General features: G+C 74.2%; 13 protein-coding genes and 1 riboswitch. Of the genes, 6 read left to right on the top strand and 7 right to left on the bottom strand.

Annotation, left to right across the window (positions count from 1 at the left end; genetic code table 11):
- Window positions 1-317 precede the first annotated feature (317 nt).
- A riboswitch (cyclic di-AMP (ydaO/yuaA leader) is annotated at window positions 318-473 on the top strand.
- Between the two features lie 830 nt (window positions 474-1,303).
- Both OG310_RS16415 and OG310_RS16410 read left to right on the top strand, forming a co-directional pair.
- Entirely contained in the window at window positions 1,304-2,413 is a 1,110-nt protein-coding gene (locus OG310_RS16415) for a M23 family metallopeptidase (RefSeq protein WP_329460212.1), read from the top strand.
- A 423-nt stretch (window positions 2,414-2,836) separates the two neighbouring features.
- Window positions 2,837-3,781 (top strand): aldo/keto reductase, encoded by a 945-nt coding sequence (locus tag OG310_RS16410; protein WP_329456630.1) that lies wholly within the window; start codon window positions 2,837-2,839, stop codon window positions 3,779-3,781.
- Between the two features lie 236 nt (window positions 3,782-4,017).
- Here OG310_RS16410 and OG310_RS16405 read toward each other — a convergent pair whose 3' ends face one another.
- From OG310_RS16405 to OG310_RS16390, 4 genes are all read right to left on the bottom strand, one after another.
- Window positions 4,018-5,319 (bottom strand): PrsW family intramembrane metalloprotease, encoded by a 1,302-nt coding sequence (locus OG310_RS16405; protein WP_329456629.1) that lies wholly within the window; start codon window positions 5,317-5,319, stop codon window positions 4,018-4,020.
- 224 nt (window positions 5,320-5,543) lie between these two features.
- Window positions 5,544-6,302, bottom strand: coding sequence for a tRNA (guanosine(46)-N7)-methyltransferase TrmB (gene trmB / locus OG310_RS16400; RefSeq protein WP_329456628.1), 759 nt, complete (start codon window positions 6,300-6,302; stop codon window positions 5,544-5,546).
- Between the two features lie 352 nt (window positions 6,303-6,654).
- Window positions 6,655-7,866: an L-2-hydroxyglutarate oxidase gene (lhgO, locus tag OG310_RS16395; protein WP_329456627.1), complete on the bottom strand. Its 1,212-nt coding sequence runs from the start codon at window positions 7,864-7,866 to the stop codon at window positions 6,655-6,657.
- A gap of 225 nt (window positions 7,867-8,091) precedes the next feature.
- Complete coding sequence (locus OG310_RS16390) at window positions 8,092-9,690, bottom strand: sporulation protein (RefSeq protein ID WP_329456626.1); 1,599 nt, start codon at window positions 9,688-9,690, stop codon at window positions 8,092-8,094.
- Window positions 9,691-10,381: 691 nt separating this feature from the next.
- Here OG310_RS16390 and OG310_RS16385 point away from each other — a divergent pair.
- On the top strand, window positions 10,382-12,490 hold the full coding sequence (locus tag OG310_RS16385) for an asparagine synthase-related protein (protein ID WP_329456625.1): 2,109 nt from the start codon (window positions 10,382-10,384) through the stop codon (window positions 12,488-12,490).
- A gap of 304 nt (window positions 12,491-12,794) precedes the next feature.
- Here OG310_RS16385 and OG310_RS16380 read toward each other — a convergent pair whose 3' ends face one another.
- Together OG310_RS16380 and OG310_RS16375 are read right to left on the bottom strand one after the other, a co-directional pair.
- On the bottom strand, window positions 12,795-14,954 hold the full coding sequence (locus tag OG310_RS16380) for a sigma-70 family RNA polymerase sigma factor (RefSeq protein ID WP_329456624.1): 2,160 nt from the start codon (window positions 14,952-14,954) through the stop codon (window positions 12,795-12,797).
- Between the two features lie 354 nt (window positions 14,955-15,308).
- Window positions 15,309-16,079 (bottom strand): TetR/AcrR family transcriptional regulator, encoded by a 771-nt coding sequence (locus OG310_RS16375; protein WP_329460211.1) that lies wholly within the window; start codon window positions 16,077-16,079, stop codon window positions 15,309-15,311.
- Window positions 16,080-17,084: 1,005 nt separating this feature from the next.
- On the opposite strand from OG310_RS16375, the gene OG310_RS16370 reads away from it, so the two are divergent.
- Both OG310_RS16370 and OG310_RS16365 read left to right on the top strand, forming a co-directional pair.
- The gene (locus OG310_RS16370; protein WP_329456623.1) at window positions 17,085-18,671 is read left to right on the top strand and encodes an NAD(P)/FAD-dependent oxidoreductase; all 1,587 of its coding nucleotides are present in this window, start codon (window positions 17,085-17,087) and stop codon (window positions 18,669-18,671) included.
- 512 nt (window positions 18,672-19,183) lie between these two features.
- Window positions 19,184-20,953, top strand: a complete 1,770-nt coding sequence (locus OG310_RS16365; RefSeq protein WP_329456622.1) for an ATP-binding SpoIIE family protein phosphatase — start codon at window positions 19,184-19,186, stop codon at window positions 20,951-20,953.
- Here the strand turns inward: OG310_RS16365 and OG310_RS16360 are convergent.
- Window positions 20,946-22,250: an MFS transporter gene (locus tag OG310_RS16360; RefSeq protein WP_329460210.1), complete on the bottom strand. Its 1,305-nt coding sequence runs from the start codon at window positions 22,248-22,250 to the stop codon at window positions 20,946-20,948. The genes OG310_RS16365 and OG310_RS16360 overlap by 8 nt on opposite strands.
- Window positions 22,251-22,470: 220 nt before the next feature.
- On the opposite strand from OG310_RS16360, the gene OG310_RS16355 reads away from it, so the two are divergent.
- A complete protein-coding gene (locus OG310_RS16355; RefSeq protein ID WP_329456621.1) occupies window positions 22,471-23,055 on the top strand; it encodes a MarR family winged helix-turn-helix transcriptional regulator in 585 nt (194 codons plus the stop codon).
- Window positions 23,056-23,144: the final 89 nt, after the last annotated feature.

Below are 23,144 nucleotides of genomic sequence, written 5' to 3'. Positions count from 1 at the left end.
CGATCGTCCGTCCGCAGGTGTGCCTGCTCGGGCTCCCGATCGCCCCTCGGTGTTTCGTCACTGTGGGTGCCCGGTTGCGAGCACTCCGCTCGCCGATGGCGGGGGCACCGGCGGGCCCGCACCGCATCGTGGACATCGCGCGTGTCCGTCCGTGTCACCGAAGTGCGGTCAACTCGCCCGGTTGCGCCAGCATCTGTCCCGGTTGATCCGATGCGAAGTCGTTAACGATCATCGGGAACAGCTTGGAATAACGGGCAGGTCTCTATTAACGTTCGATAACGCAGCGCGGTCGTCCCAGCCGTCGTCAGAGATGGCGCCGTGCGCGTGCGCCGAATTCCGCAAGGAAACCGGGGAACCAACAATTGGGGTGAATCGGGCGTTACTTGCTGCCTGTCGGCAGCTGGGCGCACCCGTAGGAGACCTTCCTGCTCCGAACCCGTCAGCTAACCCGGTAGGCGAGAAGGAAGGAAAGGAGCACGCCCCCGTGGCGTCCAACAAGCCTGCCCCGGCAGCCCCGTTCGAAACCCCACCCTCGCTCGGCCCGCTCGGCGGCACCCAGTCCTTCAGCCATGAGGCTCCTTTCAACGCCCCTTATGGGAACGGGCCTTACGGCACCGGCTACTCCCCCCAGGGTTCCCACGACGCGTACGGCGCACACGTCCCGCAGGCCGATCGGCCCGGTCAGGCCGGCCGGAGCGGTCGTGACGCCGGGTTCGACGGCTACGACACCGCCTCGCACGCGTACGGCGACGGAAACGGCCAGGGCCAGTACGCCCAAGGTCAGTACGGCCAGGGCCCGTACGCGCAGGGTGGCCAGTACGGCGACCAGGCCCAGGGCCGGTACCGACAGGCTCAGTACGGCCAGGGTCAGGGCCAGGACCACGGATACGGATACGAGCCGTACGGCGACGGCCCGGCCGGCGGCACCGGGACCTTTCCGGCGGTCCACGACACGGGCTCCTACCCGGCGGTCCACGACACGGGGTCGTTCGCGGCTGTCCACGACACGGGCTCCTACCCGGCGGTCCACGACACGGGGTCGTTCGCGGCGGTCCACGACACGGGTTCCTTCCCGGCGGTGGGTGACACCGGATCGTTCGCGGCGGCCCACGGCACCGGTTCCTTCCCGGCGGTAAGTGACACCGGGTCGTTCACGGTCGTCGGCGGAACCGGCGTCTTTCCGGCGGTGGGTGACACCGGATCGTTCGCGGCCGTCCACGACACGGGTTCCTTCCCGGCAGCTCACGACACCGGCTCTTTCCCGGCGTTCGGTGACACCGGGTCCTTCCCGGCGGTCGGCGGCATCCCGGCCTTCCACGAGAGCGCCCGGGCCGAGCACCCCCCGACCGACGCCGCCCCGACCGCCGGCGCGCGGCTCGCCGCCACCGCCGCTCCGCTCCCGGAAACGCCGTCCGACGTCGCGGCGGAGACCGCCTGGGGAGAGTTCTCGGCGGACGAGGGTTCGGCCACCTCGATCTCCGCGCTGCGCGGCAAGCACCGGGTCATCAAGCAGCGCAACGCCCTCGCGCGCAGCTCCACGGTGCTCGGCGTCGGTGTCATCGCCGCCGTGGGCGCCGGCGGGATCGCGGCGGCGCAGGGCAAGGCTCCCGTGTCCATATCGATGCCCGACGCGATAGCGGAGCACATCCCGCAGAGCGTGGCCTCGCTCCCGGTCGTCAGCTCGCTCCTGCCGGACGAGAAGCCCGCGCCGGCGGCCGTGCTCGCGGGCGCGCCGCTGACCACCGCGGGCGTCACCACCGCCGACTTCGAGCGCGGTGACACGGACGCGGGCGAGGCCCTGCGGGCGAGAATCCTCCAGCAGGCGTCCGCGCAGCAGCAGGCCGCCGACGACGCCCAGCGGGCCGCGGCCGAGCAGGACGCGGTGCGTTCCGCGCGGGCCGAGGCCGCGAAGACGCAGGCGGCGGCGGAGAAGAAGGCGGACGAGGCGAAGCAGAAGGCCGCGGCGGAGGCCAAGAAGAAGGCCGAGGCGGCGCGCCTCGCCGAGCTGGCCAAGAGCTACACCCTCCCGGTCGTCTCGTACACGATCACCGGCCAGTTCGGGGACCCCGGCCCCCTGTGGTCGTCCGGGTACCACACCGGCCTCGACTTCGCGGCCCCCACCGGCACGCCGATCAAGGCCGTCCACAGCGGCACGGTCACGTCGGCCGGCTGGGCCGGTTCGTACGGCTACCGCACGGTCGTCAAGCTCGACGACGGCGAGGAGCTCTGGTACTGCCACCAGTCCTCGATGCTCGTGTCGGTCGGCCAGAAGGTCAGCACCGGGGACGTCATCGGCAGGGTCGGTGCCACCGGCAATGTGACCGGCCCGCACCTGCACCTGGAGGTCCGTACGACCGCCGGTACGGCGATCGACCCCCGTCCCTGGCTGGAGGACCACGGACTCAAGCCCTGACCCCGGCCCGTCGCGTGCCGCCTGCCCCGGTGCCTCTGATCCGCCGACGCGGACCTGGGAGGGGCAGGGGGGCAGGCACGCAGCCTGCTCGGCGGCCCGTGCCCGCGCACCTCGCCGTCGTACGGGCGTCCAACTGCCGCTCCCCCGCTCCCCGTACGTCCCCACGCCGTCCCCCGCGCGACCCGGCCCTGTAGGAAGCACACCCGGAGCACCGGCCGCGCACCCAGACCAACGGCCGCGCACCCAGACCACCGGCAGCCGGATCCGGGGCACTTCCCCCCGAATCCCGGAACCCCGGCCGCCGGGTACCCCGGCGGCTCCGGCGCTCACCCCCCGACGCCGGAGCCGCCGGCTTTTCACCGCGCCCGCCCCCCGGGACGGGGCAGCCGGTACGGGCGGGGTGCGGCGCTGTTCAATGGGGGTATGACTGATCGACGCACACTTGGTTCCTCCGACCTGTCCGTGTCCCCGCTCTGCCTGGGCGCCAACGTCTTCAGCTGGAGCGCCGACGAGAAGGCCACCTTCGCCATCCTCGACGCGTACCTCGCGGGCGGCGGCAACTTCGTCGACACCGCCGACGCCTATGGCCGGCTCGCGGACGGCGGCAAGGGCAGCGGGTCCGAGACCCTGATCGGCCAGTGGGTCGCGGCGCGCGGCAACCGCGACGACGTGGTCATCGCGACCAAGGTCGGCTCGCACCCCGAGTACAAGGGCCTCGCGCCCGACACCATCAGGGCGGCCGCCGAGGAGTCGCTGCGCAGGCTCGGCACCGACCACATCGACCTGTACTACACGCACTTCGACGACGAGTCCGTCCCGGTCGAGGACATCATCTCGACGCTCGACGAGCTCGTGAAGGCCGGCAAGGTCCGTCAGATCGCTGCCTCCAACATCAGCCCTGAGCGGCTGACCGCCTCGCTCGCGTTCTCCGAGCGGGAGGGCCTCGCGCGCTACGTGGCGCTCCAGCCGCACTACAACCTGGTCTCCCGCGACACCTACGAGGGCGACCTGCAGGACGTGGCCGCGGCGAACGGCCTCGGCGTCCTGCCCTACTTCTCTCTCGCCGCCGGCTTCCTGACCGGCAAGTACCGGCCCGGCACCACCGTGGACAGCGTGCGCGTGGGCAGGGCGGGCGGCTACGCGGAAACCGAGCGGGGACAGAAGGTGCTGGCCGCGCTGGACGCCGTGGCGAACGAGCGCGGCGCCGAACTCGCCACGGTCGCCCTCGCCTGGCTCGCGCAGCGCCCCACCGTGGTCGCGCCGATCGCCTCGGCCCGCACCGTGGAACAGCTGCCTGCGCTCCTCGCGATGCAGGACCTGCACCTGAGCGACGACGAGATGACCCGGCTCACGAACGCGTCCGCCTGAGACCTGTGCGGGTCGGTGCGGTCCGAGCGGTCGGTCCGGTCCGGTCGGTGCGGTCGGTGCGGTCGGTGCGGCCCGTGAGATCCGTGAGTGCGGTGAGACCCGTCCGCCTCGGGCCCCACGCCCGGATGTGACGCAGGGGGCGGGCCGGACGCAGGCGGTCGTGCCGCGTCCCGCCCGGCCGGCCCGCCGCCCGCCTCGCCCGCGGTGGGCTCCCGGTGGGCTCCCGTCGGGCCGGGTCAGAGCTCGCGGTAGGGGTTGGGCGCCCAGTGGTCCAGGTACGGCGGAGGCACCGGGACCCGGCCGGTGGCCCGCGCGGCGTGCAGCAGCGCGGCCCCGGCGGGCTCCCGGCGTTCCCATATCCGGTGCAGCAGCTCCCGCTCGCGCGCCGCGAAGTCCGGTACGGACACGCCCTGTTCCGCCTGGTGGCGCAGCATCGCGAGCGCCGTCGCGTGCCGCCCGTGCTCCGCGACGGCCCGCGCCGCCGTCGCACCGTACGTACGTCCCGCGAAGTCCCGGGCCGCGGTCCGCGCCCGCATCGACGACAGCGCGTACGGAGCGGCCGGGCCGAACCAGCCGGCCGCCACGTACGCGGGCAGCACCGCCGAGACCGTACGCAGATCACGCTGGCGCGCCCAGATCGTCACCCACGTCACCAGGCCGAACACGGGCACCATGAACAGCCCGTAGACGAGGTAGAAACCGAACGGCGGGAAGACGCCCGACGAGCTGTTCCACAGGGCGTGCATGCCCATGGCGCCGAACAGGCCGGCCAGCGGCAGTGCCACCCGCAGCAGCCTCCCGTGTCGTCCCCGCGCGACGGTGCTCAGGCCGAAGCCGATACCGGTGAGCACGGTGAACAGCGGGTGGGCGAACGGCGAGAGCACTATCCGTACGAAGAACGTGGCCACGGTGAACGAGGCCAGCCCCGCGCCGCCGCCGAGGGTCCTGTCCTCACCGAAGGCGTTGCCGAGGTAGAGGATGTTCTCGGTGAAGGCGAAACCGGTGGCGGTGAAGCCGGCGAACACGACGCCGTCCACCACGCCGGTGAAATGGCGTCTGCGGAAGAGGAACAGCAGCAGTACCGCAGTGCCCTTGGCGCTCTCCTCGATGACCGGCGCTATGGCCGTGGCTCCGAGGGACTGGGCGCCGGACGGGTCGGCGGTGGCGGTCGCGAGCCACTCGGTCGCGAACGAGTTCGCGATGATCGCCACCAGGGCAGCGGCACAGGAACCCCAGGCGAACGCGAAGAACAGATTGCGCCACGGGCCCGGATCGACGCGGTCGAGCCAGCGGAAGACGGCCATCAGCGCGGGTACCGGCAGTACCGCGAGGGCGAGGCCCACGAGGAAGCCCTCCGTGCCGGTCTGGTCGCGCACCAGGGCGAGGATGACGGCCCCGCAGACCGTGAGCGCCACGACCAGCGCCCCGCCCCGCACACCGCGCCGCCGCCAGAGCTCGCGGCCACGACGTCGCAGCGGCCGGCCGCCGAAGCGCGCCACGGGCGGCGACGGAAGGAACTGCGGGGTCGATTCGCTCACGTATCGACCCTAACGACGGTCAGCGACAACGGCGATGGGGCATCGAGCCGATCATCGCCGGGCGGACGGGCCGGCCGGCACCGCCGCCAGGTGGCGGACGCCCCCGTCCAGCAGACCGCTTTCCCTGGCAGCCGCCCGGTCGCCGGGCCGGTGCCGCACCTCCGGTCCGCCGGCCGGCGCTCCCCCGGGACGCCGGCCGCCTCGGCCACGGTGGCAGCCCGTCCCTACGGCCGGGGATCCGCCGTCCGGCGGAACATGAGGTCGCGCACCACGTGCCCCTTGTCGAGGCCCTGGCCCTCGAAGCGCGTGAGCGGCCGGAAGGCGGGCCGCTCCGCGAACCCGCCGCCCGGGGCCGTGTTCTCGAAGGCGCGGTGCGCGCTCAGCACGTCCAGCATCTGTTCCGCGTACGGCTCCCAGTCCGTCGCGCAGTGCAGGACGGCGCCCGGGGCCATTCGGGTGGCCGCGAGGTCGAGGAACTCGGGCTGGATGAGCCGCCGCTTGTGGTGGCGCTTCTTCGGCCAGGGGTCCGGGAAGTAGACGCGGACACCGCTGAGCGAGGTGGCCGGCAGCATCTCGCGGAGCAGGATGAAGGCGTCCCCGTTGGCGACGCGCACGTTGGCGAGCCCCTCCCGCTCGGCGAGCGCGAGGAGATTGCCCTGTCCGGGCGTGTGGACGTCGACGGCGAGGATGCCGGTGTCCGGCGCGGCGGCGGCCATCCGGGCGGTGGTCTCGCCCATGCCGAACCCGATCTCCAGGACGACGGGCCCCCCACCGAACAGGGCGTCGAGGTCGAGCACGCGCTGCCCGTCCACGTCGAACCCCCACGCGGGCCAGAGCCGCCGGATGGCGTCGGCCTGGCCGGTGGTCACCCGGCTGCGGCGGGGCTGGAAACTCCGGATGCGCCGCTCGAAGCGGTCCCCTGCGGGATCGGCTGCGGGGCCGCCGTCGGGAAACATGCGGCTGGGACTCTGGGACTGGGACATGGTTCCCCCATGGTAAAGGGCCCCTGAGAGCCCCAGGACGGGCCTGTGCCGTCCCCTGGACGGCCGCCCCAGGCCCCGGTGGCGACTCACGGGAACGGCCGGGCGCACGAGGACGGACGAGGCGGGTGGGCTCCGGCCCGCGCTGGGACCGGAGCGGGTTCCGGGCACCCGTGGACGAGCGAACGGGTGGACGCGCGTGCCCGGCGTGGGCTCCGGCCGCGCGGCGGCAGGGCGGGCGTCGACGGGCCCGGCTCCGGGGCGGGACCGGACCGCCGGGGCGGGACCGGAACGCCGTGGCGCGCGTCGCAGGGCCGTCACCTCGGGGAGAGCGGGTGGCGCCTCCCCGGGGGGGTCAGTCCAGCGCCTCCAGGGCCCACCGCGCGACCGCGCGGCCGATCGGCAGCGACGCCGTCGCCGCCGGGGAGGGCGCGTTCAGTACGTGGACCGCCCGCCGGCCGCGGCGTATCAGGAAGTCGTCCGCCAGCGATCCGTCGCGCAGCACCGCCTGGGCCCGTACGCCGGCCGCCGTCGCCCGCAGGTCGTCGTCGCGCACGGCGGGGAGCAGCCGCCGCACCTCCTTCGCGAACGCCCTCTTCGCGACCGACCGGTACATCTCACCCGCCCCGTACCGCCAGTGCCGCGACGCCATCCGCCACGCGCCGGGCCAGGCCAGGGTCGACGCCACCTCGCCCGGGCGCACGACGCCCCATCCGTAGCCCTCGCGGGCCAGCGCCGGGACCGCGTTCGGCCCGACGTGCACGCCGCCGTCCACCCCCCGGGTCAGGTGCACGCCGAGGAACGGGAACGCCGGGTCGGGCACCGGGTAGACCAGGCCCCGCACGAGATCGGGCCGGGTGAGTTCGTAGTACTCGCCGCGGAAGGGCACGATCCGCATCCCCGGGTCGTCGCCCGTGAGCCGCGCCACCCGGTCGCACTGCAGCCCCGCGCAGTTGACCAGCGCGCGGGCCCTGATGACCTCCCCCAGGGCGGTACGCACGGCCACGCCCCACGAGCGCCGGTCGACGGCCACCACCCCGGCGCCGTAGCGCACGGCCGCGCCCGCGGCCTCCGCCGAGCGCGCGAGCTGCCCGGCGACCGCCCCGAAGTCGCAGACGCCCGTCGTCGCGACGTGCACGGCGGCGACCCCACGGGCCTCCGGCTCGTGCTCCCTGATCTGTGCCGGACCCAGCTCCCGCACGGGAATGCCGTGGGCCCGGCCGCGCGCGGCGAGCGCGTGCAGGCGGGGCAGTTCGCTCTGGTGCTTGGCGACGATCAGCTTGCCCGTCACCCCGTGGGCGATCCCGTGCTCCGCGCAGAACCTGACCATCTCCGCCGAGCCGCTCAGCGCGTACCGGGCCTTCAGCGAACCGGGCGCGTAGTAGATCCCGCTGTGGATGACCCCGCTGTTGCGCCCCGTCTGGTGGAGGGCGGGCGCCGCCTCCTTCTCGGCGACCGTCACGCGGACGCCCGGCGCGGCACGCGTCAACGCGTACGCCGTCGACAGCCCGACGATTCCGCCGCCGATCACCAGTACGTCGCAGTCGAACCCCGCTCGCGCGGCCATCGGCCTCACCTCCCACCCCGATGGTGCACCCCGCCTCTGACAGCGGTGCGTGCGGCCCTGCCGTGCACGGCAGCGGCCGGGGTGCCGGCGGACGGGCGCCGCGCCATGGCCGGAGCCCGCCGGCGCACGGGTGAGCGGCCGTACCGGTGAGGAGCGGCACGCGAGCCCTGCGCGCGCAGACCGCACACGGGACCTCCGTTACCGGGGCGGCGGCCGGCGGGCGGCTTACGCCGGTGCCACCAGCAGCGGCCTCGCCCGCTCCCGCAGCTCGACGACGCGCGGCTCGTCACCGTACGGTTCGAGGCGGTGCAGCAGGTCCCGGACGTACTCCGTGGTGCGCGCCGAGGAGATGCGGCCCGCGACCTCGACCGCACGGGTGCCCGCCGCGCACGCCGCGTCCAGGTTCCCGGACTCCAGCTCGGCGACGGCACTCACCACCAGCCGCAGGCCGTGCGAACGGACGAACTCCTCCGTCGGCCGGGACAGCGCCTGTTCGGTGAACCGCCGTACCTGGCGGGGCAGTTTCAGGTCCCGGTAGCACTCCGCCGCGTCCGCGGCGAACCGGTCGTAGGAGTAGAAGGCCAGCCACGTCGGGTCGGCGTCGCCCGAGCGCGAGCGTTCCAGCCAGCCCTCGGCGGCCTTCAGGGCGGCGCCCGCGGTCGTCGCGTCGCCCGCCTTTGCGTGCGCGCGCGCCTCCACGAGGCGGAAGAAACTCATCGTGCGCGCCGTCGCCAGACCGCGGTTGCGCTCGACGGCGGCCTGCGCGAGGTCGACGCCCTCGTCGGCGAAGCCGCGGTAGGTGGCCTGGAGCGACATCGACGCGAGGACGTAACCGCCGAGGGGGACGTCCGCCGCGGCGCGGGCGAGCCGCAGCGCCTGGATGTAGTACCGCTGCGCCGCTTCCTGCTGGCCGGTGTCGAAGGCCATCCAGCCGGCGAGCCGGGTGAGTTCGGCCGTGGCGCCGAACAGGCCCCGCCCGACCTCGTCGCTGTACGCGCCGAGCAAAAGCGGTGCCGCGTCGACCCGAAGGCACTCGGGCACCATGGACGAACGCCAGTCGCCGCCCCCGTACTTGGAGTCCCAGCGCCGTGCGTCCGCCGCCGCCTCCCGGAGCTTCGCGACATCGCTGTGGCCGACCCGGAGCGGCTGGATGCCGTCGGCGCCGTTAGCGCCCTCGGCGCCGGACCCCGGCTGCGCCTCCGGCTCGGCAGGTGCCGCGCCGGACGGCTGCTGCGCGACGCCCGCACCCGTCGTCGTGGGTCCCGCGGGTCCGTTCGGCCCCGGGGGACCGCTCCGGGCCGCCGGCTGCCCGCCGCGCGCACCGTGCGCCGCGAGAGCGACGGAGGTGTCCCGCGCGACCGACGAATCGGCCGGGGTTATGAGCCAGCGTGACGCCGGCGTCGCGTACGCGCTCACGGAGAACGAGCCGGCCAACGACTGCCAGATGCCCCCGCCACCGGCCCTGCGGCCCGCGAGGTCGAGGCGGTAGAGCTCCGTCGCGGTACGGACGGCCTGACCGACGTCGCGCGGGAACGCGAGGCCGACCTCGGGCGCGGGATCCGCGTCCGCGAGGCCGATCTCGTGCAGCGGGACGGGCCGGCCGAGCTTCGCACCGATCGCGGACGCGATGAGGTGAGGGGCGGCCCCCTGAGGGACCATCCCCTTCGACACCCATCGGGCCACGGACGTCTTGTCGTAGCGAAGCGTCAGGCCTCGTTGCGACCCAAGGTCGTTGACCCGCCGGGCGAGCCCGGCGTTGCTGATTCCCGCGAGGGCGAGGACCGTACCGAGCTTCTCGTTCGGCCCGCGTAGCTCCCTGGACATGCGCCACCCCTCGACACACAGACGGCCGCCGAGTCCTGGCATAGGCGCGCGGCATTCGTAAACCCAGCGTAGTTCGCCACATCCCGACCGTTAAGGGGCCAACTTCCGGATGGCGGGATTGTGGTCCGTGCCGGCGGCCGTACAACCGTGCGTCGGAGGGCGGCGCACGCCGTCGTGAGGGCCTCTCGTGCTCCTCGTGTGTGGCCGTGCGCCCACCTGTGCGCCGTGGCCCGGTCAGGGGGAGAGCGCTTCCATGGTCCTGCGTGGGTCGGCCCGCTGCGTACTGGAACCAGCGGGCTGGGGGACACCCGTCGCCCCCATCCCCGCGGGCGGCGGACCGGTCCGGGAGGCGCGCGGCGTCTCCCGGACCGAGCGTGCGTACGCTTCTCGCGCGCGGGGGCGGCGCCGTGCCGTGCCGCAGGGCACTTTCGGGTGCGCCGCAGATTGGCTGAATCACGCCTGTCCGGGGGGTGGTCGCGGGGTGGCCGCCGAAGATCATCGGGGAGTGCCGGGTCGGGCGAGGCCTTCCTGACCGAGGACGCATTCCGGCCACCCGGCTCATGCCAGGGGCGCGTGCGCGTTCCCACTCGTGCCACCGTCCCCCCTCCTGTGCGCCGTTGTCGTGGCAGCATGGTCCCGAACGGGCTATGGCTTGGACTGGCGGATTGCTCACAGGCTCTGGAGGCAGCCGATGCGCTGGCTGGTGGGGTGGAGCAGCATCGCCGCGCACTTCGGCACGGTGGGTGCCGTGGACGCCGTGGGCGACGCGGGCGACGGCGGCACGATCACGCCCGTCGGCTCCCAACTCCTGTGGGGCGATCCCGATCCGCTGTGGGCGGTCGGGGACTGGCGGCCCGACGAGGTGCGGGTCGTGTCCGTCGACCCCTTCAACCGCTTGGCCGTACTCGGCTGTTGCGGCGCCACCGACGACGAACTGCGGCTGGGGATCGTCGCCGCCCGTGGCGGCGCGCTGCGCCACCTGACCGCCTGGCCGGGCAGTTACACCGCCGTCGCGCAGATCGGACGGCGCGTCACCATCGCCGGGGACCTCGCGGGCGCGCGTCCCGTCTTCTACACGCCGTGGGCCGGCGGTACCGCGTACGCGACGGCCGCCCTGCCGCTCGCGGACCTCATTGAGGCACAGCTCGACGTCGGCCACCTGGCCGCGCTGCTGGCCTGCCCGGAGACCCCCGAGGCGCTGCGCGACTCCACCCCGTACGAGGGCGTCAAGCGCATCCCGCCGGGGCACGCGCTGATCCTTCGGGAGGGTTCGCGCGAGATCACCGGGTACGAGCCCGTCGCCTCGCTCGCCGTCGCCGCTCCGCAACGCGACCCGGACCGCGCGGTCGAAGCCGTGCGGGACGCGCTCGTGGAGGCCGTGCGCACCCGGCTGACGGCCCCCCGCCACGCCCCCGAGGCGCCGCTGCCCGATCCGGGTCCTGTCCCCGGCATGGGACCCGCGGACCGGCGGGCGGCACGCGGCGCGCCGCTGCCCGGCATCGGGGCCGACCTGTCGGGCGGCAGCGCGTCCGCGACGCTGGCGCTCCTCGCCGCCGGACTGCCGGGTGCGCCCGGCACGGTCCTCGGGCACGGTACGGGCGCGGGCGAACGGCTCCTCGCCGTCACGTTCAACGACCTCACCCAGGGCGGCCGCGACGACGCCGAACTCGAACGGGCCGGCCTCATCGCCGAGAACCCCCGCCTGCACCACGTCGTCGTCCCCGGCGGCGCCGAGGCCCTGCCGTACGCCGACCTCGACGGCCCCCTGACGGACGAGCCCGGACCCGCACTCGTCACCGCCGCACGGCACAAGCGGCGGCTCGCGGCGGGCAGTGCGGACCATCTGACGGGCGCGGGCGCACGGCAGGTGCTCGATGCCCACCCCGCGCGCCTGGCCGACCTGCTGCTCGACCGGCGCAGACGCCATCTGCTGCACCCGGTGGCCGAACTCGCCCGCTCCGAAGGCGTCTCGGCGTCGTCCCTCTTCGTACCGCTGACCCTCTACCGGGCCGCCCGGCGCCTGGCCCGCACGCCCTACCGCACGGGAATGGAGGATGCCGCCGCCCGGCTCCCCGAGGCGAACAGGGCCGCCCTGCCCAACGATTACGGAAGCCCCGTCGACGCCTCGCTCGCCGCCCTCACCTGGTCCCGCCCCGGTCCCGCCGCGCGCTGGCTCACCGGCGAGGCACTCGCCCAGGTCGCGAAGAGGCTGCGTGTCGCGGCGACCCGCCCCACGTCCGTGCAGCGCCCCGGGGAGGCACGCGCCCGTGCGGCGCTCGCACGCTACGCCGCCGACCACCGGGTCTTCGAGCAGGCCGCCGAGATCCGCAGCCAGCGGCTGCACGCGCCGTTCCTCGACAACCAGGTCGTCCGGGCGTGCCGCGAACTCCCGGAGGCGCTGCGCGTCCAGTCCGACGCGCGCGCGGAGATCCTGCGAACGATCCTCTCCGGTACGGGCATCCATGACCTGCCGCCCGGCTGGGGCGCCACCTCGCGGGCGACCGGCACGGCCGTCACCCGGGTGGGGCTGCGCTCCGCCATAGGAGAGCTGGTCGACCTGTTCGACGCGCCGCTCCTCGCGGACGCGGGGCTGATCGAGGCGCGCGTCGTGCGCAAAGCGCTGCGCGCGGCGGCGGACGGCGAGGAGGTCCCCCTGGACGGCCTGGCCGACCTGGTCTCGACCGAGCTGTGGCTGCGCCGGCTGCTCTCCCGCCGCGGTACCTGCTGGACGGGCACGGCGGCCCCGCGCCGCCGCGCGGTGGCGGGCGGGGTCATTCCGCGCCCGACGCTGCAGGCCTGAGGACGGGCCGGGGCGCCGCCCCGGCCCACCCGCCCGCGTCCTTCGCGCCGGTGCCGGTGCCGGCACCCGTACTCGTGCCCGGCCTCGTACGGAGGGATGAGAACCCACCACCCGCCGAAGAATTGAGCCCGAGCCCGACAGCCCCACAGCCCGACCCGAGTCCGAGCCGGATCCGGAGCCGAGCCCGAGTCGAAGCGGAGCCCGACAGGCCGGCCCGAGTCGAAGCGGAGCCCGAGCCCTGGACCGCCCCGGGACGGTCCGGGACGGTCCGGGACGGTCCGGAGCCCGCGTCACGTCGGCTTGTTCAGCCGCAGCTGATCCGCGCTTCGGCCCAGTCCGCGACGGCGACCGCACCGAACGGGGTCACCGGCTCCACCACGAGCCGGATCGTCTTCTGCCCCGCGATCGACACCGACACCGGGATCGCGGGACGTCCGCCCCGCAGTGTCCCGGACGTCCACAGCCGTCCGCTGTCGCCGTACACGGCGAAACGCAGCGAACCGAGCCCCAGCGTCGCGTCGTCCACGCCCACCGACGCCTGGAACGTGGCGCACGCCCGGTTGAGGTCGATCGTGGCGCTGCCGGGCGCGTGCTCGCTCACGCCGTATCCGTAGTGCGTGCGACCGACCGACATGCCGTGCCGCTGCCAGAGCCGGCCGGCTGAGGCGAGCCGTACTTCCGGCTTGGTGCCGTCGCCCTGCCACCGGTACAGCAGTTGGTCCACCGGGAAGACCGTCGGGGGCGGGGGCGGGGTCGGCACCGACGGTGTCGGTGTCGGCGTGGGGGTCGGCCGCCGGGTCGGCACCGAAGGGGCCGGGGTGGGGGACGGGGGCTTCGCCGCAGGCGTGGGCGCGGCCCGGGGCGTCGGCGTGGGCCGCGGCGTGCCGGACTTCGGTGCCGGGGCCTTCGCGTCGGGTACCTGCGGTGCCGGGGGCCCCGATGGCTGGGGTGCCCCCCGGTGCGTGGCCGGGTGGGACGGCACCGGGATCTGCGGTACGAGCTGCTCCGCGGCCGGGGGCCTGGCCTCCGGAGACGGCGGCTGCGTGCCGTTCCCCGACGTGAGGGCCCAGACGAGCCCGGCCCCGGCGGCCACCACCGCCAGCGCGGCCGCGCCGATCTTCAACGGCGCGCCGACGCCTTCCGCTGCGACCCCCGCGCCCGCGCCGCCCGCCGCGCCGGAGGACCCGCCGGCCGCGGCCGCCGCACCCGCGCCGGCCGCGCCGGCCGCCGCTCCGCCTGCGATACCGAGCGCCTTGAGGGAGAACCCGGTGGCGAACCAGCCGATGACCGCGATCGGTACGACGGCCGGGATCTGCGCGTTCACGGAGGCCAGTTCACCTGCCGCCATGCGGCACTTGGCGCACTCCTGAAGGTGTTTGCGCAGGCCGCGCTCGGCGCGCATCCGCAGCCCGCCGCGCGCGTACGCGCCGAGCCGGTCCGCGTACCGTGCGCAGTCCCCGCCGGCGGTGAGCGCGGAACTGACGTGGGCCTGCAGGTATGCCTGCTTGAGGCCTTCGCGCGCCCGGCCCGCGAGGACGGCGGTGGCGTTGGCCGAGAGACCGAAGAGCGGCGCCACCTGGCTCGGCGACTCCTCTTCGACGGTGGTGTGCCACAGCACCGCCTGCCAGCGCTCCGGCAGGCTGCGGAAGGCCTGCATCGCGAGGGTCTGCTCCGCCTCGTGCATCGCCTTGACGTCGGCGCCCAGTTCGAGGGTGTCGTCGTCGGACACCGACGAGGAGGCGGCGGCCTGCGCCGCGAACACGGCGAAGTCGTCGACCAGGTGCTCGCGCTTCGCGGTCTTCGTCCAGGCCGCCGCTACCCGCCGCACCGTCGTCAACAGGTAGGCGCGCACCGCGTGTTCGGGTCCCGCCCCGCCGCGGACGGCCTGGAGGGTACGGGCGAAGACCTCGGCGGTCAGGTCGTCCGCGGTGTCCGCGTCGCGGCAGCACGTACGCGCGTAACGGCGCACCGCCGTGGCATGGCGCCGGAACAGCTCCTCGTACGCGCTGTCGTCGCCGGCGCGCATCCGCTGGACCAGATCCGCGTCGGAGGACGCCGCGGCACCCGGCTCGGCGCCGACTCCCGCTCCGCCCGTGGCCCCCGCGCCGGGCGCCGCCGCCCCCGGCCGTGCGGGGGGCGCGCCCTTGCGGTGTGCGGGCGTCGGGATCGTGGGCAGGGGCAGCGTGGCCCCCGCGGAACCGCCTCGTCCCGCACGCTGCTGGGGCACGCTGTTGTCCGGCTCCCACGCCGCGGCGTCGGCCGGATCGGGCTCCGTCGAGGGGCCTGGCACCGGGGGCGCCGCATGCCGGCCCGTACCGCCGCCGGGCACGCCGGGAGGGCCGAGCGGGGACCCGGACGCGACCGGTCCGCCCTGGCTCGGCACCTGCCGCGCGGCGGGGCCGCCGGCCTCCGCGCCGTCGCCGCCGGCCGCACCCGCCGTCTCGTCGCGACCTTCACCACTCATGGCGGAAGCCCTCGTATGCACCATCAGACCCGAACACCGGGTAAGCGTCGCACAGCGCAGAGGCACCACGGGAGCCGTTGGCCCGCAACCACACGTGAGGGTCACACGGCGGGTGCGGGGAACGCGACTTCACCCTTGAGAGGGGCGCGAAGGCGCCGCGAACGGTACGTCAGTTCGAGGGTTGGCCGCGCCGGGTGACCTGACGCGCCGCCGCCCGGCCGGACGCACCGGGCGTACGCCCCCGGCGACCCGCCCGACGGCACGAACCCGTACCCCCCGGAACCGCCCGAAAGCGCTCAGAACCGCTCAGCTCGCGCCGGTCCGTTCCCGTGGTGGCTGTCCCCGACCCGCGCCCTACAGCGCCCTGGGCCGCAGACCCTCAAGCAGGATGTCCAGCAACCGGGACGAGGCGGCGGCCTGTTGTGCCGCGTCCGGCAGGGAAGGAGCCGCCGTGGCGATCACCAGCAGGACATCCGCCACCGTGACATCCCGGCGCAACTCGCCTGCGGCCCGCGCTCGTTCGACCAACTGACCTACCACGTCGAGCAGTTCGACCGCACCTGGTGCGTCGAGCTCCTCGACGCTCAGCCGGGTCTCGGCCGGACGGGTCTCGGCCTCGCCGTCCGGATGCCGCTGCTGGGGCACGCGGCTCTCGGCGGGCAGGGGGTCCTCCAGCAACTCGTCGGACGCCATCCGCACCCGGAGCACCTGCGGCGGCAGCAGCCGTCCTGCCCCCGACGCGACCGACGTGCGCAGGAATCGCGAGAGCGCCGGCCAGGGCTCGTCCTCCTGGCCGAGGGCCGTGCGGGCCTGGTCCGTGAGCCGGGAGGTCTCCTCCTCGGCTATCCGGCGCACCAGCACGTCCTTGCTCGGGAACCTGCGGTACACCGTGCCGACGCCGACGCGGGCCCTGCGTGCCACGTCCTCCATCGGCGCGCCGTACCCCAGCTCGCCGAACACCTCGCGGGCGGCGCGCAGTACGTGTTCCAGATTGCGCTGCGCGTCCACGCGCAGCGGGGCGGAACGCCCGCTCACAGAGCCGGCCGCCGGGCCCCCGGCACCGCCCGGGGCGACCTGTCCCGCGCCCTGCCCCGCCGTGGTCTGCCCCGTGATCGCCAACGTCATCAGTCCCGCCCCCGTGCCCCTGCGCATGGAACCCCCGGCCGCCGGCGCCGCGTTGGCACCGCTCGCGACGGAGTGCTCGATGCCCTGCCTGCCGCGCCGCACTCCCGGTGCTGCGCCCGATTGCCCTGCGAGGCCGCGCTCGTCAGTGCCGGCGACCGATGTGGTCTGCCATTGCGAATCCTGAATGTGCATGACCGTTCCCCCGGCTCATGTACGTCTCCCCCCGGAGACTTTCCCCGTTTTCGACACGAAGGGCACAGACCAGTCACGGACCTGCACCTCCGATGAGATACGAACATAGTTGAGCCCACCGCAATTCAGAAGGGGTAATTCCGTACGGAGGCGCCCCGATCGGAGCAAGCGCAAGAAGATACCTGATTCAACCAATTTTGGTACCCCGCTATAACGGCCCTGACCTGCATGCCTCTTGGCGGTAACGACGAAATGTCCGACACCGTGCTCCGGCGCGCGCCGGTCACACAATTTGCCGGGGCTGTGGACAAAGACCGGATGGCGTTGCGTCATGGGGAGGTGATGGCTGAGACCCCGCGAGGCACCACACGGCAGACAGGGCGCAGCACCCGAGGAGCCGCACGAGGAACGGCACGAGGTGATGCCCGCGCAACGGCAGAAGTACGGGCGGCCGCAGAGGTACGAGCGGTGGCGGAAGCACAGTCAGCCGTCGAAGTACGCGCGACGGCAGCAGGACAGCCCGCCGGAGAAGGGCGAGCGGAAGCCGGAACAGGTCCGGCCGGAGAAGGACGCCCGGCCGGAGAACGGTTCCCGGCGGACGAGGCACGCCCGGCGGACGAGGGACAAGCGGCGGAAGAGCGACACCCGGCGGACGAGGCACGCCCGGCGGACGAGGGACAAGCGGCGGACGAGGGACAAGCGGCGGAAGAGCGACACCCGGCGGACGAGGCACGTCCGGCGGACGAAGGACAAGCGGCGGACGAGGGACAAGCGGCCGGTGACGCGCGCACAGCCACCGTGTCGTACGTCCCGGTGACCGCCCACCCGGCTCCGGCACGCATCCTCGTCGTCGGCGGCGGTTACGTCGGTCTGTACACGGCGCTCGGGCTCCAGCGGACGCTCGGCGCCGACGAGGCCGAGATCACCGTGGTCTCGCCCGACCCGTACATGACGTACCAGCCGTTCCTGCCGGAGGCCGCCGCGGGCAACATCTCGCCCCGGCACGTCGTCGTCCCGCTGCGCGCCGTGCTCGACCGGTGCACCGTCGTGGTCGGCGAGGTCACGGCCGTGCTGCACGACAAACGGACCGTCATCCTGCGGACGCCCGCATCCGCGGAGGACGGCACCGGCACCATCGAGCGGGAGTACGACGAGCTCGTCCTCGCGCCCGGCTCCGTGGCCCGCACGCTGCCGGTCCCCGGACTCGCCGAGCACGGCATCGGCTTCAGGACCGTCGAAGAGGCGATCGGGCTGCGCAACCACGTCATCGAACAGCTCGACATCGCGTCCTCGACCCGCGACCCCGCCGTCCGCGACGCCGCCCTCACCTTCGTCTTCGTCGGCGGCGGTTTCGCGGGCGTCGAGGCCCTCGCCGAACTGGAGGACATGGCCCGGTACACCACGCGCTACTACCACAACGTCACCGCGGACGACCTGCGGTGGATCCTCGTGGAGGCCGCCGGGCGCATCCTGCCGGAGGTGGACGAGGAGATGGCGCAGTACGCCGTGCGCGAGCTGCGGGGCCGCAACATCGACGTACGCCTGGAGACCCGGCTCGACTCCTGCGAGGACCGGGTCGCCCACCTCAGTGACGGCACCCGCTACCCGACGCGCACGCTCGTGTGGACGGCGGGTGTCCGGCCGCACCCGGTCCTCGACGCCACGGACCTGCCCCGCGACGCGCGCGGCCGGCTCGCCTGCACCCCGTTCCTCTCCGTCGCCGGTACGGAACACGCGTGGGCCGCGGGCGACGCGGCCGCCGTGCCCGACCTCGCCGCGGCCGAACCGGGCGCGACCTGCGCACCGGGCGCGCAGCACGCCGTGCGCCAGGCGGGGGTGCTCGCCGCGAACATCGCGGCCTCCCTGCGCGGCCGGCCGCTGACGGAGTACCGGCACGTCTACGTGGGTTCCGTCGCCTCCCTCGGCCTGCACAAGGGCGTCGCCCACGTCCGCGGCAGGCGTCTGACGGGCTATCCGGCGTGGCTGCTGCACCGCGCCTACCACCTGAGCCGCGTACCGACGGTCAACCGCAAGGCGCGCGTGCTCGCGGAGTGGACCCTCTCGGGCCTGTTCAAGCGGGAGATCGTCTCCCTGGGGTCGCTGGAGCACCCGCGTGCCGAGTTCGAGTCCGCCGCGGGCGGCGCACCGCGCGGCGGGTCTCGGGGCGGGCGGGGCTTCCGCGACCGCCGCGAGGGTTCCGGCTTCGAGGACCGCCTCGGCTTTCGGGGCGACCCGGAGTTCGCGGACGGCCTGGAGCTGCCGGACGACCCCGACTTCCCGGACGACCCCGGTTTCCCCGGCGGTCCCGGCTTCTCCGACGGCCTGGAGCTGCCGGACGACCCCGACTTCCCGGATGATCCCGACTTCCCCGGCGGTCCCGGCAGAGCGGGTGACACGTAGCCGCCTGCGGCCAGGACCCGCCCGGCCGGTCGCCCCTGCGGCCACCGCGCGGCGGTGCGCGGGCCCGGCCGGCGCCCGCGGGTCGGGCCGGTGGCGACACGGCAGGGCCGGTGTCAGTCGGCTCGGTCACACTGGACGTGTGACGATGGACCGACCGGTTCGTACGGCCGCCCGCGCGGACCGTCCGAACCGCTCGACCCCGCAGGACCGACCGACCTGATCCGGCACCGGGACCCGACCGTCGTGAACCGACCACCGGGAACCGACCGTCACGAACCGAGTGTCGGGACAGACGGGCACGACCCGCCCGACGCGCTCCACCGGTCACCACCGACCAGCTCCACCGACGCCGGCACCCGCCGGCACCGGCACCCACCGCCGTCCGGGGGACGGCATCCCGGCGCCCGTACGCCCGTACGCACGCCCGCACCATCCGCCGGGCCCGATGTGTCAGGTCGGCGGCCGCCACCGCCCTTCACGACCAGCACACCACATACGAGGTCCTGAAAACCGTGAACTTCACGCGTTGGAGCGCCCGGCTCCCCGGCAGTACGCAGCGGCGAGCCGTCGCACGCAGGGACCGCGGAACCGTGGCCCGTACGGACCGCGGAGCGGTACCGGCAGCCCGCGGCGAGTACGAGGCACCGCCCGGCGGGGACGACGAGGACGCGGGGGACGGCGACGCGCCGGGCCCCCTCTCCCCCGAGGACCTCGCCGTCCGGGAGGTACTCGGCGAACTGCCCGCACTCGTGGCGCTGGTGTACGGCCCCGACCACCGCGTGGCGTACGTCAACGACGCGTACGAGGCGGCCTTCGGCCCCCGCGAGCTCGGCACCCCCGCCGCCGACAGCTGCCCGGAGCTGGCCGAACTCGGCCTGGCCCCGCTGCTCGACCAGGTGCTCCGCGGCGGCACGCCGCGCACCGTCAAGTCCCGCAGGTGCCGGGTCCTCGGGGGCTCCGGCCACCCGCACACCGGGCGTCCGGCCGGTGCGGCGCCCGCCGAGCGCCGCACCGAGGGGTCCTTCACCGTGACCTGCGCCCCCGTGGGCCGCGAGGGCGCGGACGGCGTCAGCGGGGTACTCGTCTTCGCCGCCGACGTGACCGACCACGCGGAGGCGGCCGAGCGGCTGCGCGCCAGTGAGCGGCGCCAGCGCGAGACCGCCGTCACCCTGCAGCGCTCGCTGCTCCCGCAGGAGCTGGAGCAGCCCGACGACCTGCGCGTCGCCGCCACCTACCAGCCGGGCGGCGCGGACGCGGCGGTCGGCGGCGACTGGTACGACGTCATCACTCTCGGCGCGGGCCGTACCGCGCTCGTCATCGGCGACGTGATGGGCCGCGGGGTGCGCGCCGCCGCCGTCATGGGACAGCTGCGCACCGCGGTCCGCGCGTACGCGCGCCTGGACCTGCCGCCGCACGAGGTCCTGCAACTGCTCGACGGGCTGGCCGCCGAGATCGACGCCAGCCAGATCGCCACCTGCGTCTACGCCGTCCACGATCCCAACGAGGGCGTTCTCGTCTACGCGTCGGCGGGCCACCTGCCGATCCTCGTACGGTCCGAGGACGGCTCGGTCCGGCGCGGCGCCGACCCGACGGGCCCCCCGCTCGGCACCGGCGGCTGGGTGCACACCTCGGGCACCATCGCGCTGCCGCCCGGCTCCACCGCCGTGCTGTACACGGACGGACTGGTGGAGCGGCGGGGAGAGGACATCTACGAGGGCGTGGCGAAGCTGGAGAAGGCGCTCTCCGGCGCGCAGGGCACGCCGCAGGTCGTGTGCGGCCGGCTGTTGCGCAGCCAGGGGATCACTGCGGAGCACGACGACGACGTCGCGATCCTGGTCGTCGAACACCCCGCGCGTACGGGTCCCGACGCGGAGCTGTTCCACAACGCGGCCCTCGAACTGCTCGGCGGGGTCGAGGCCGCGCCGCGCGCCCGGGCCTTCGCCTCCGGTGTCCTGTCCTCCTGGCGCTTCCCGGTCGAGCTGCGGGACCTCGGCGTCCTCGCCACGAGCGAGCTGGTGGCGAATTCGCTGAAGCACGGCACGCCCCCCATGCGGCTGAGGCTCCGCCGCACCGACCGCCGGCTGATCATCGAGGTCACGGACGGCGACGACCACCTGCCGCGCCGCCGCAGGGCCGAGCCCGCCGACGAGGCGGGCCGCGGCATCTCCATCGTGGCGACGATCGCCTCGTCGTGGGGTTCGCGCCGGACCCCGGGCGGCGGGAAGGCCGTGTGGTGCGAGTTCGCCCTGCCGCGGGCCGGCGCGGGGAGCGACGTCAGCTGACGGGCTGCGGTACGGGTGCCCGCTCGCCGGTTCCCTCCGGCAGGTGCCGCGCCACCACGCGCGACGGCACGGCGAGGGCGGGCCGCTCCTGCACCGGCGTCAGCCGGCGGCCGAGCCACAGCGCGAGGACGGTCACGGCCAGCGAGAACAGGACGAACGTCGCGATGTACGGGGCGTGCATCCCGGCCGCCATCGGTGCGCCGACGGCCGGCCCCACGGCCAGCGCCAACTGCTTGACCAACGCGAACGCCGAGTTGTACTGGCCGACCATCGAGCTGGGCGCCAGGTCCGACACCAGCGGCGCGACCGTCGGGGACAGCAGCGCCTCGCCGAGCCCGAACAGTCCGTACGTCGAGACGAACGCGACCGTGGCCACGGCCTGCCCGGCGTGCGCGAGCCCCGCGTACCCGGCGACCAGCCACGCGGCGGCCCACACCAGGCCGACCAGCGCGATCACCCGGGTACGGCGGCGGCGCTCGACCAGCCGCAGCACCAGGAACTGCGCGACCACGATCACGGCGGTGTTCACCGCCAGCGCGATCCCGAGTGACGACGGGTCGATGCCCGCCGCGTCGGTGCCGTACGCCGTGAGCCCGGACTCGAACTGTCCGTAGCAGGCGAAGAACACCACGAACGCGAGGACGAGCAGCCGCACCATCGCCCGGTGCGAGAGCAGCGCGCGGAGTCCTGTCCCACCACGGGCGACGGCGCCCGCTCCGTCGAGGCCGTCCTCCCGCACGGGCCGTGTGAGGCGCACGGTCGCGGCGATGGCACCCAGGACGAGGAACATCGCGGCCTCGATGGCGAACAGCAGCGTGAACGTGCCGGGCCGGCTCTCGTCCACGATCTGCCCGCCGACGAGCCCGCCGATGCCGAGCCCCAGGTTCTGCAGGAAGAACTGCGTGGCGTAGGCGCGGGTCCGCGTCGACGGCGTCGAGCACCACACCACCAGCGTGGCCAGCGCGGGCTGGATGACCGCCGTGGCGGCCCCGAGGAGAGCGGCGGAGGCCACGGCCAGGGGGACGCTCGACGCGAACCCCAGTGCGAGAGCCCCGGCGGCCGCGAAGACCGCCGCGCCCACGAGGACGGGGATCGGGCCCCGGCGGTCCATGACACGCCCGGTGAACGGCAGCACCGTCAGCGCGGCGGTCGCGAACACCGCCAGGACCAGCCCGGCGGTGCCGGAGCCCAGGTCACGGACCTGAGCCACGTACACGTAGAGGTAGGGGACGGTGAACCCGAGCCCGAAGGCGCTCAGCACGCTTCCCGTCTGGATCCTGCGCATCGCCGTGCTCATTTCCTTGGTCACAGACTCACCTGCCTCAGGTCGCCGGGCGGCGCACGCTGCCCGTGGGTGTCGAAGGTCGAGAGGTTCCGGCACACCGGAAGGTTGGTTGAACTACGGAGTACTGAGGATACAAGACCTCAGAGGTGAAGACTTCAACGCTAAAGTTAAGAATTTAACAGTACAACCCGAAGTACTTAAACGCCAACCGTCACCATGGGATACTGAGGCGATGTCCGACACACCCGAGGGAGCCGCGGCCCTGCCGCCGCCGGGCCAGGAACCGAGCCTCGACGAGCAGATCGCCGCCTACCAGCGCGAGTTCCACGACCTCGACCCGCAGGTCGAGAAGGTCGTCTCCGCGCTCGGCCGGCTGAACCGCCGGATGAACGTCGCGTACGGACGCCAGGTCTCGGAGCTCGGCATCAGCAACACCGAGTGGGAGGTCCTGAAGACGCTGGTCGTCTCCGGCGCCCCCTACCGCCTCGGCCCCGGCGAACTCGCCAAGCGTCTGGGACTGACCCCCGCCGCCATGACGCACCGCATCGACCGCATGGCGAACGAAGGACTGGTCACCCGCGACCGGGACGAGAACAACCGCGTCCGCGTGATCGTCGAGCTCACCGACGAGGGCCGCGCCAAGTGGCTGGAGGCCATGCGGATGGCGTCCGCGTTCGAGGAGGACCTGCTCCAGGACCTCACGGGCGAGGAACGCGGTGTGCTCGGCGAGGTGCTGATCCGCCTCGTGCGCCGGGTCGAGGACGCCCAACCCGACGCCGGCGGCCGGCTGAAGGACCTGGACGCCGGCGAGGCCTGACCCGGCCGGGGCACCCACCTCGGGCGTCGGAACGCCACTCGGCGCTCTCCACCTGCGCTTCTCTTGACACACCCCTGGCTGATCCGTAA

Source organism: Streptomyces sp. NBC_01497, from assembly GCF_036250695.1.
Lineage (GTDB): Bacteria > Actinomycetota > Actinomycetes > Streptomycetales > Streptomycetaceae > Streptomyces.
Note: the sequence above shows the minus strand (reverse complement) of the source record. Positions and strands in the feature narration are given on the sequence as shown.

Coding starts and splice junctions, on each gene's coding strand:
- lhgO (WP_329456627.1), bottom strand. CDS start 7,866: ATGGCCGCGCGAGCGGGGTTCGACTGCGACGTACTGGTGATCGGCGGC.
- OG310_RS16375 (WP_329460211.1), bottom strand. CDS start 16,079: ATGACGTTGGCGATCACGGGGCAGACCACGGCGGGGCAGGGCGCGGGA.
- trmB (WP_329456628.1), bottom strand. CDS start 6,302: ATGTCCCAGTCCCAGAGTCCCAGCCGCATGTTTCCCGACGGCGGCCCC.
- OG310_RS16385 (WP_329456625.1), top strand. CDS start 10,382: ATGCGCTGGCTGGTGGGGTGGAGCAGCATCGCCGCGCACTTCGGCACG.
- OG310_RS16380 (WP_329456624.1), bottom strand. CDS start 14,954: ATGAGTGGTGAAGGTCGCGACGAGACGGCGGGTGCGGCCGGCGGCGAC.
- OG310_RS16355 (WP_329456621.1), top strand. CDS start 22,471: ATGTCCGACACACCCGAGGGAGCCGCGGCCCTGCCGCCGCCGGGCCAG.
- OG310_RS16390 (WP_329456626.1), bottom strand. CDS start 9,690: ATGTCCAGGGAGCTACGCGGGCCGAACGAGAAGCTCGGTACGGTCCTC.
- OG310_RS16360 (WP_329460210.1), bottom strand. CDS start 22,250: ATGAGCACGGCGATGCGCAGGATCCAGACGGGAAGCGTGCTGAGCGCC.
- OG310_RS16410 (WP_329456630.1), top strand. CDS start 2,837: ATGACTGATCGACGCACACTTGGTTCCTCCGACCTGTCCGTGTCCCCG.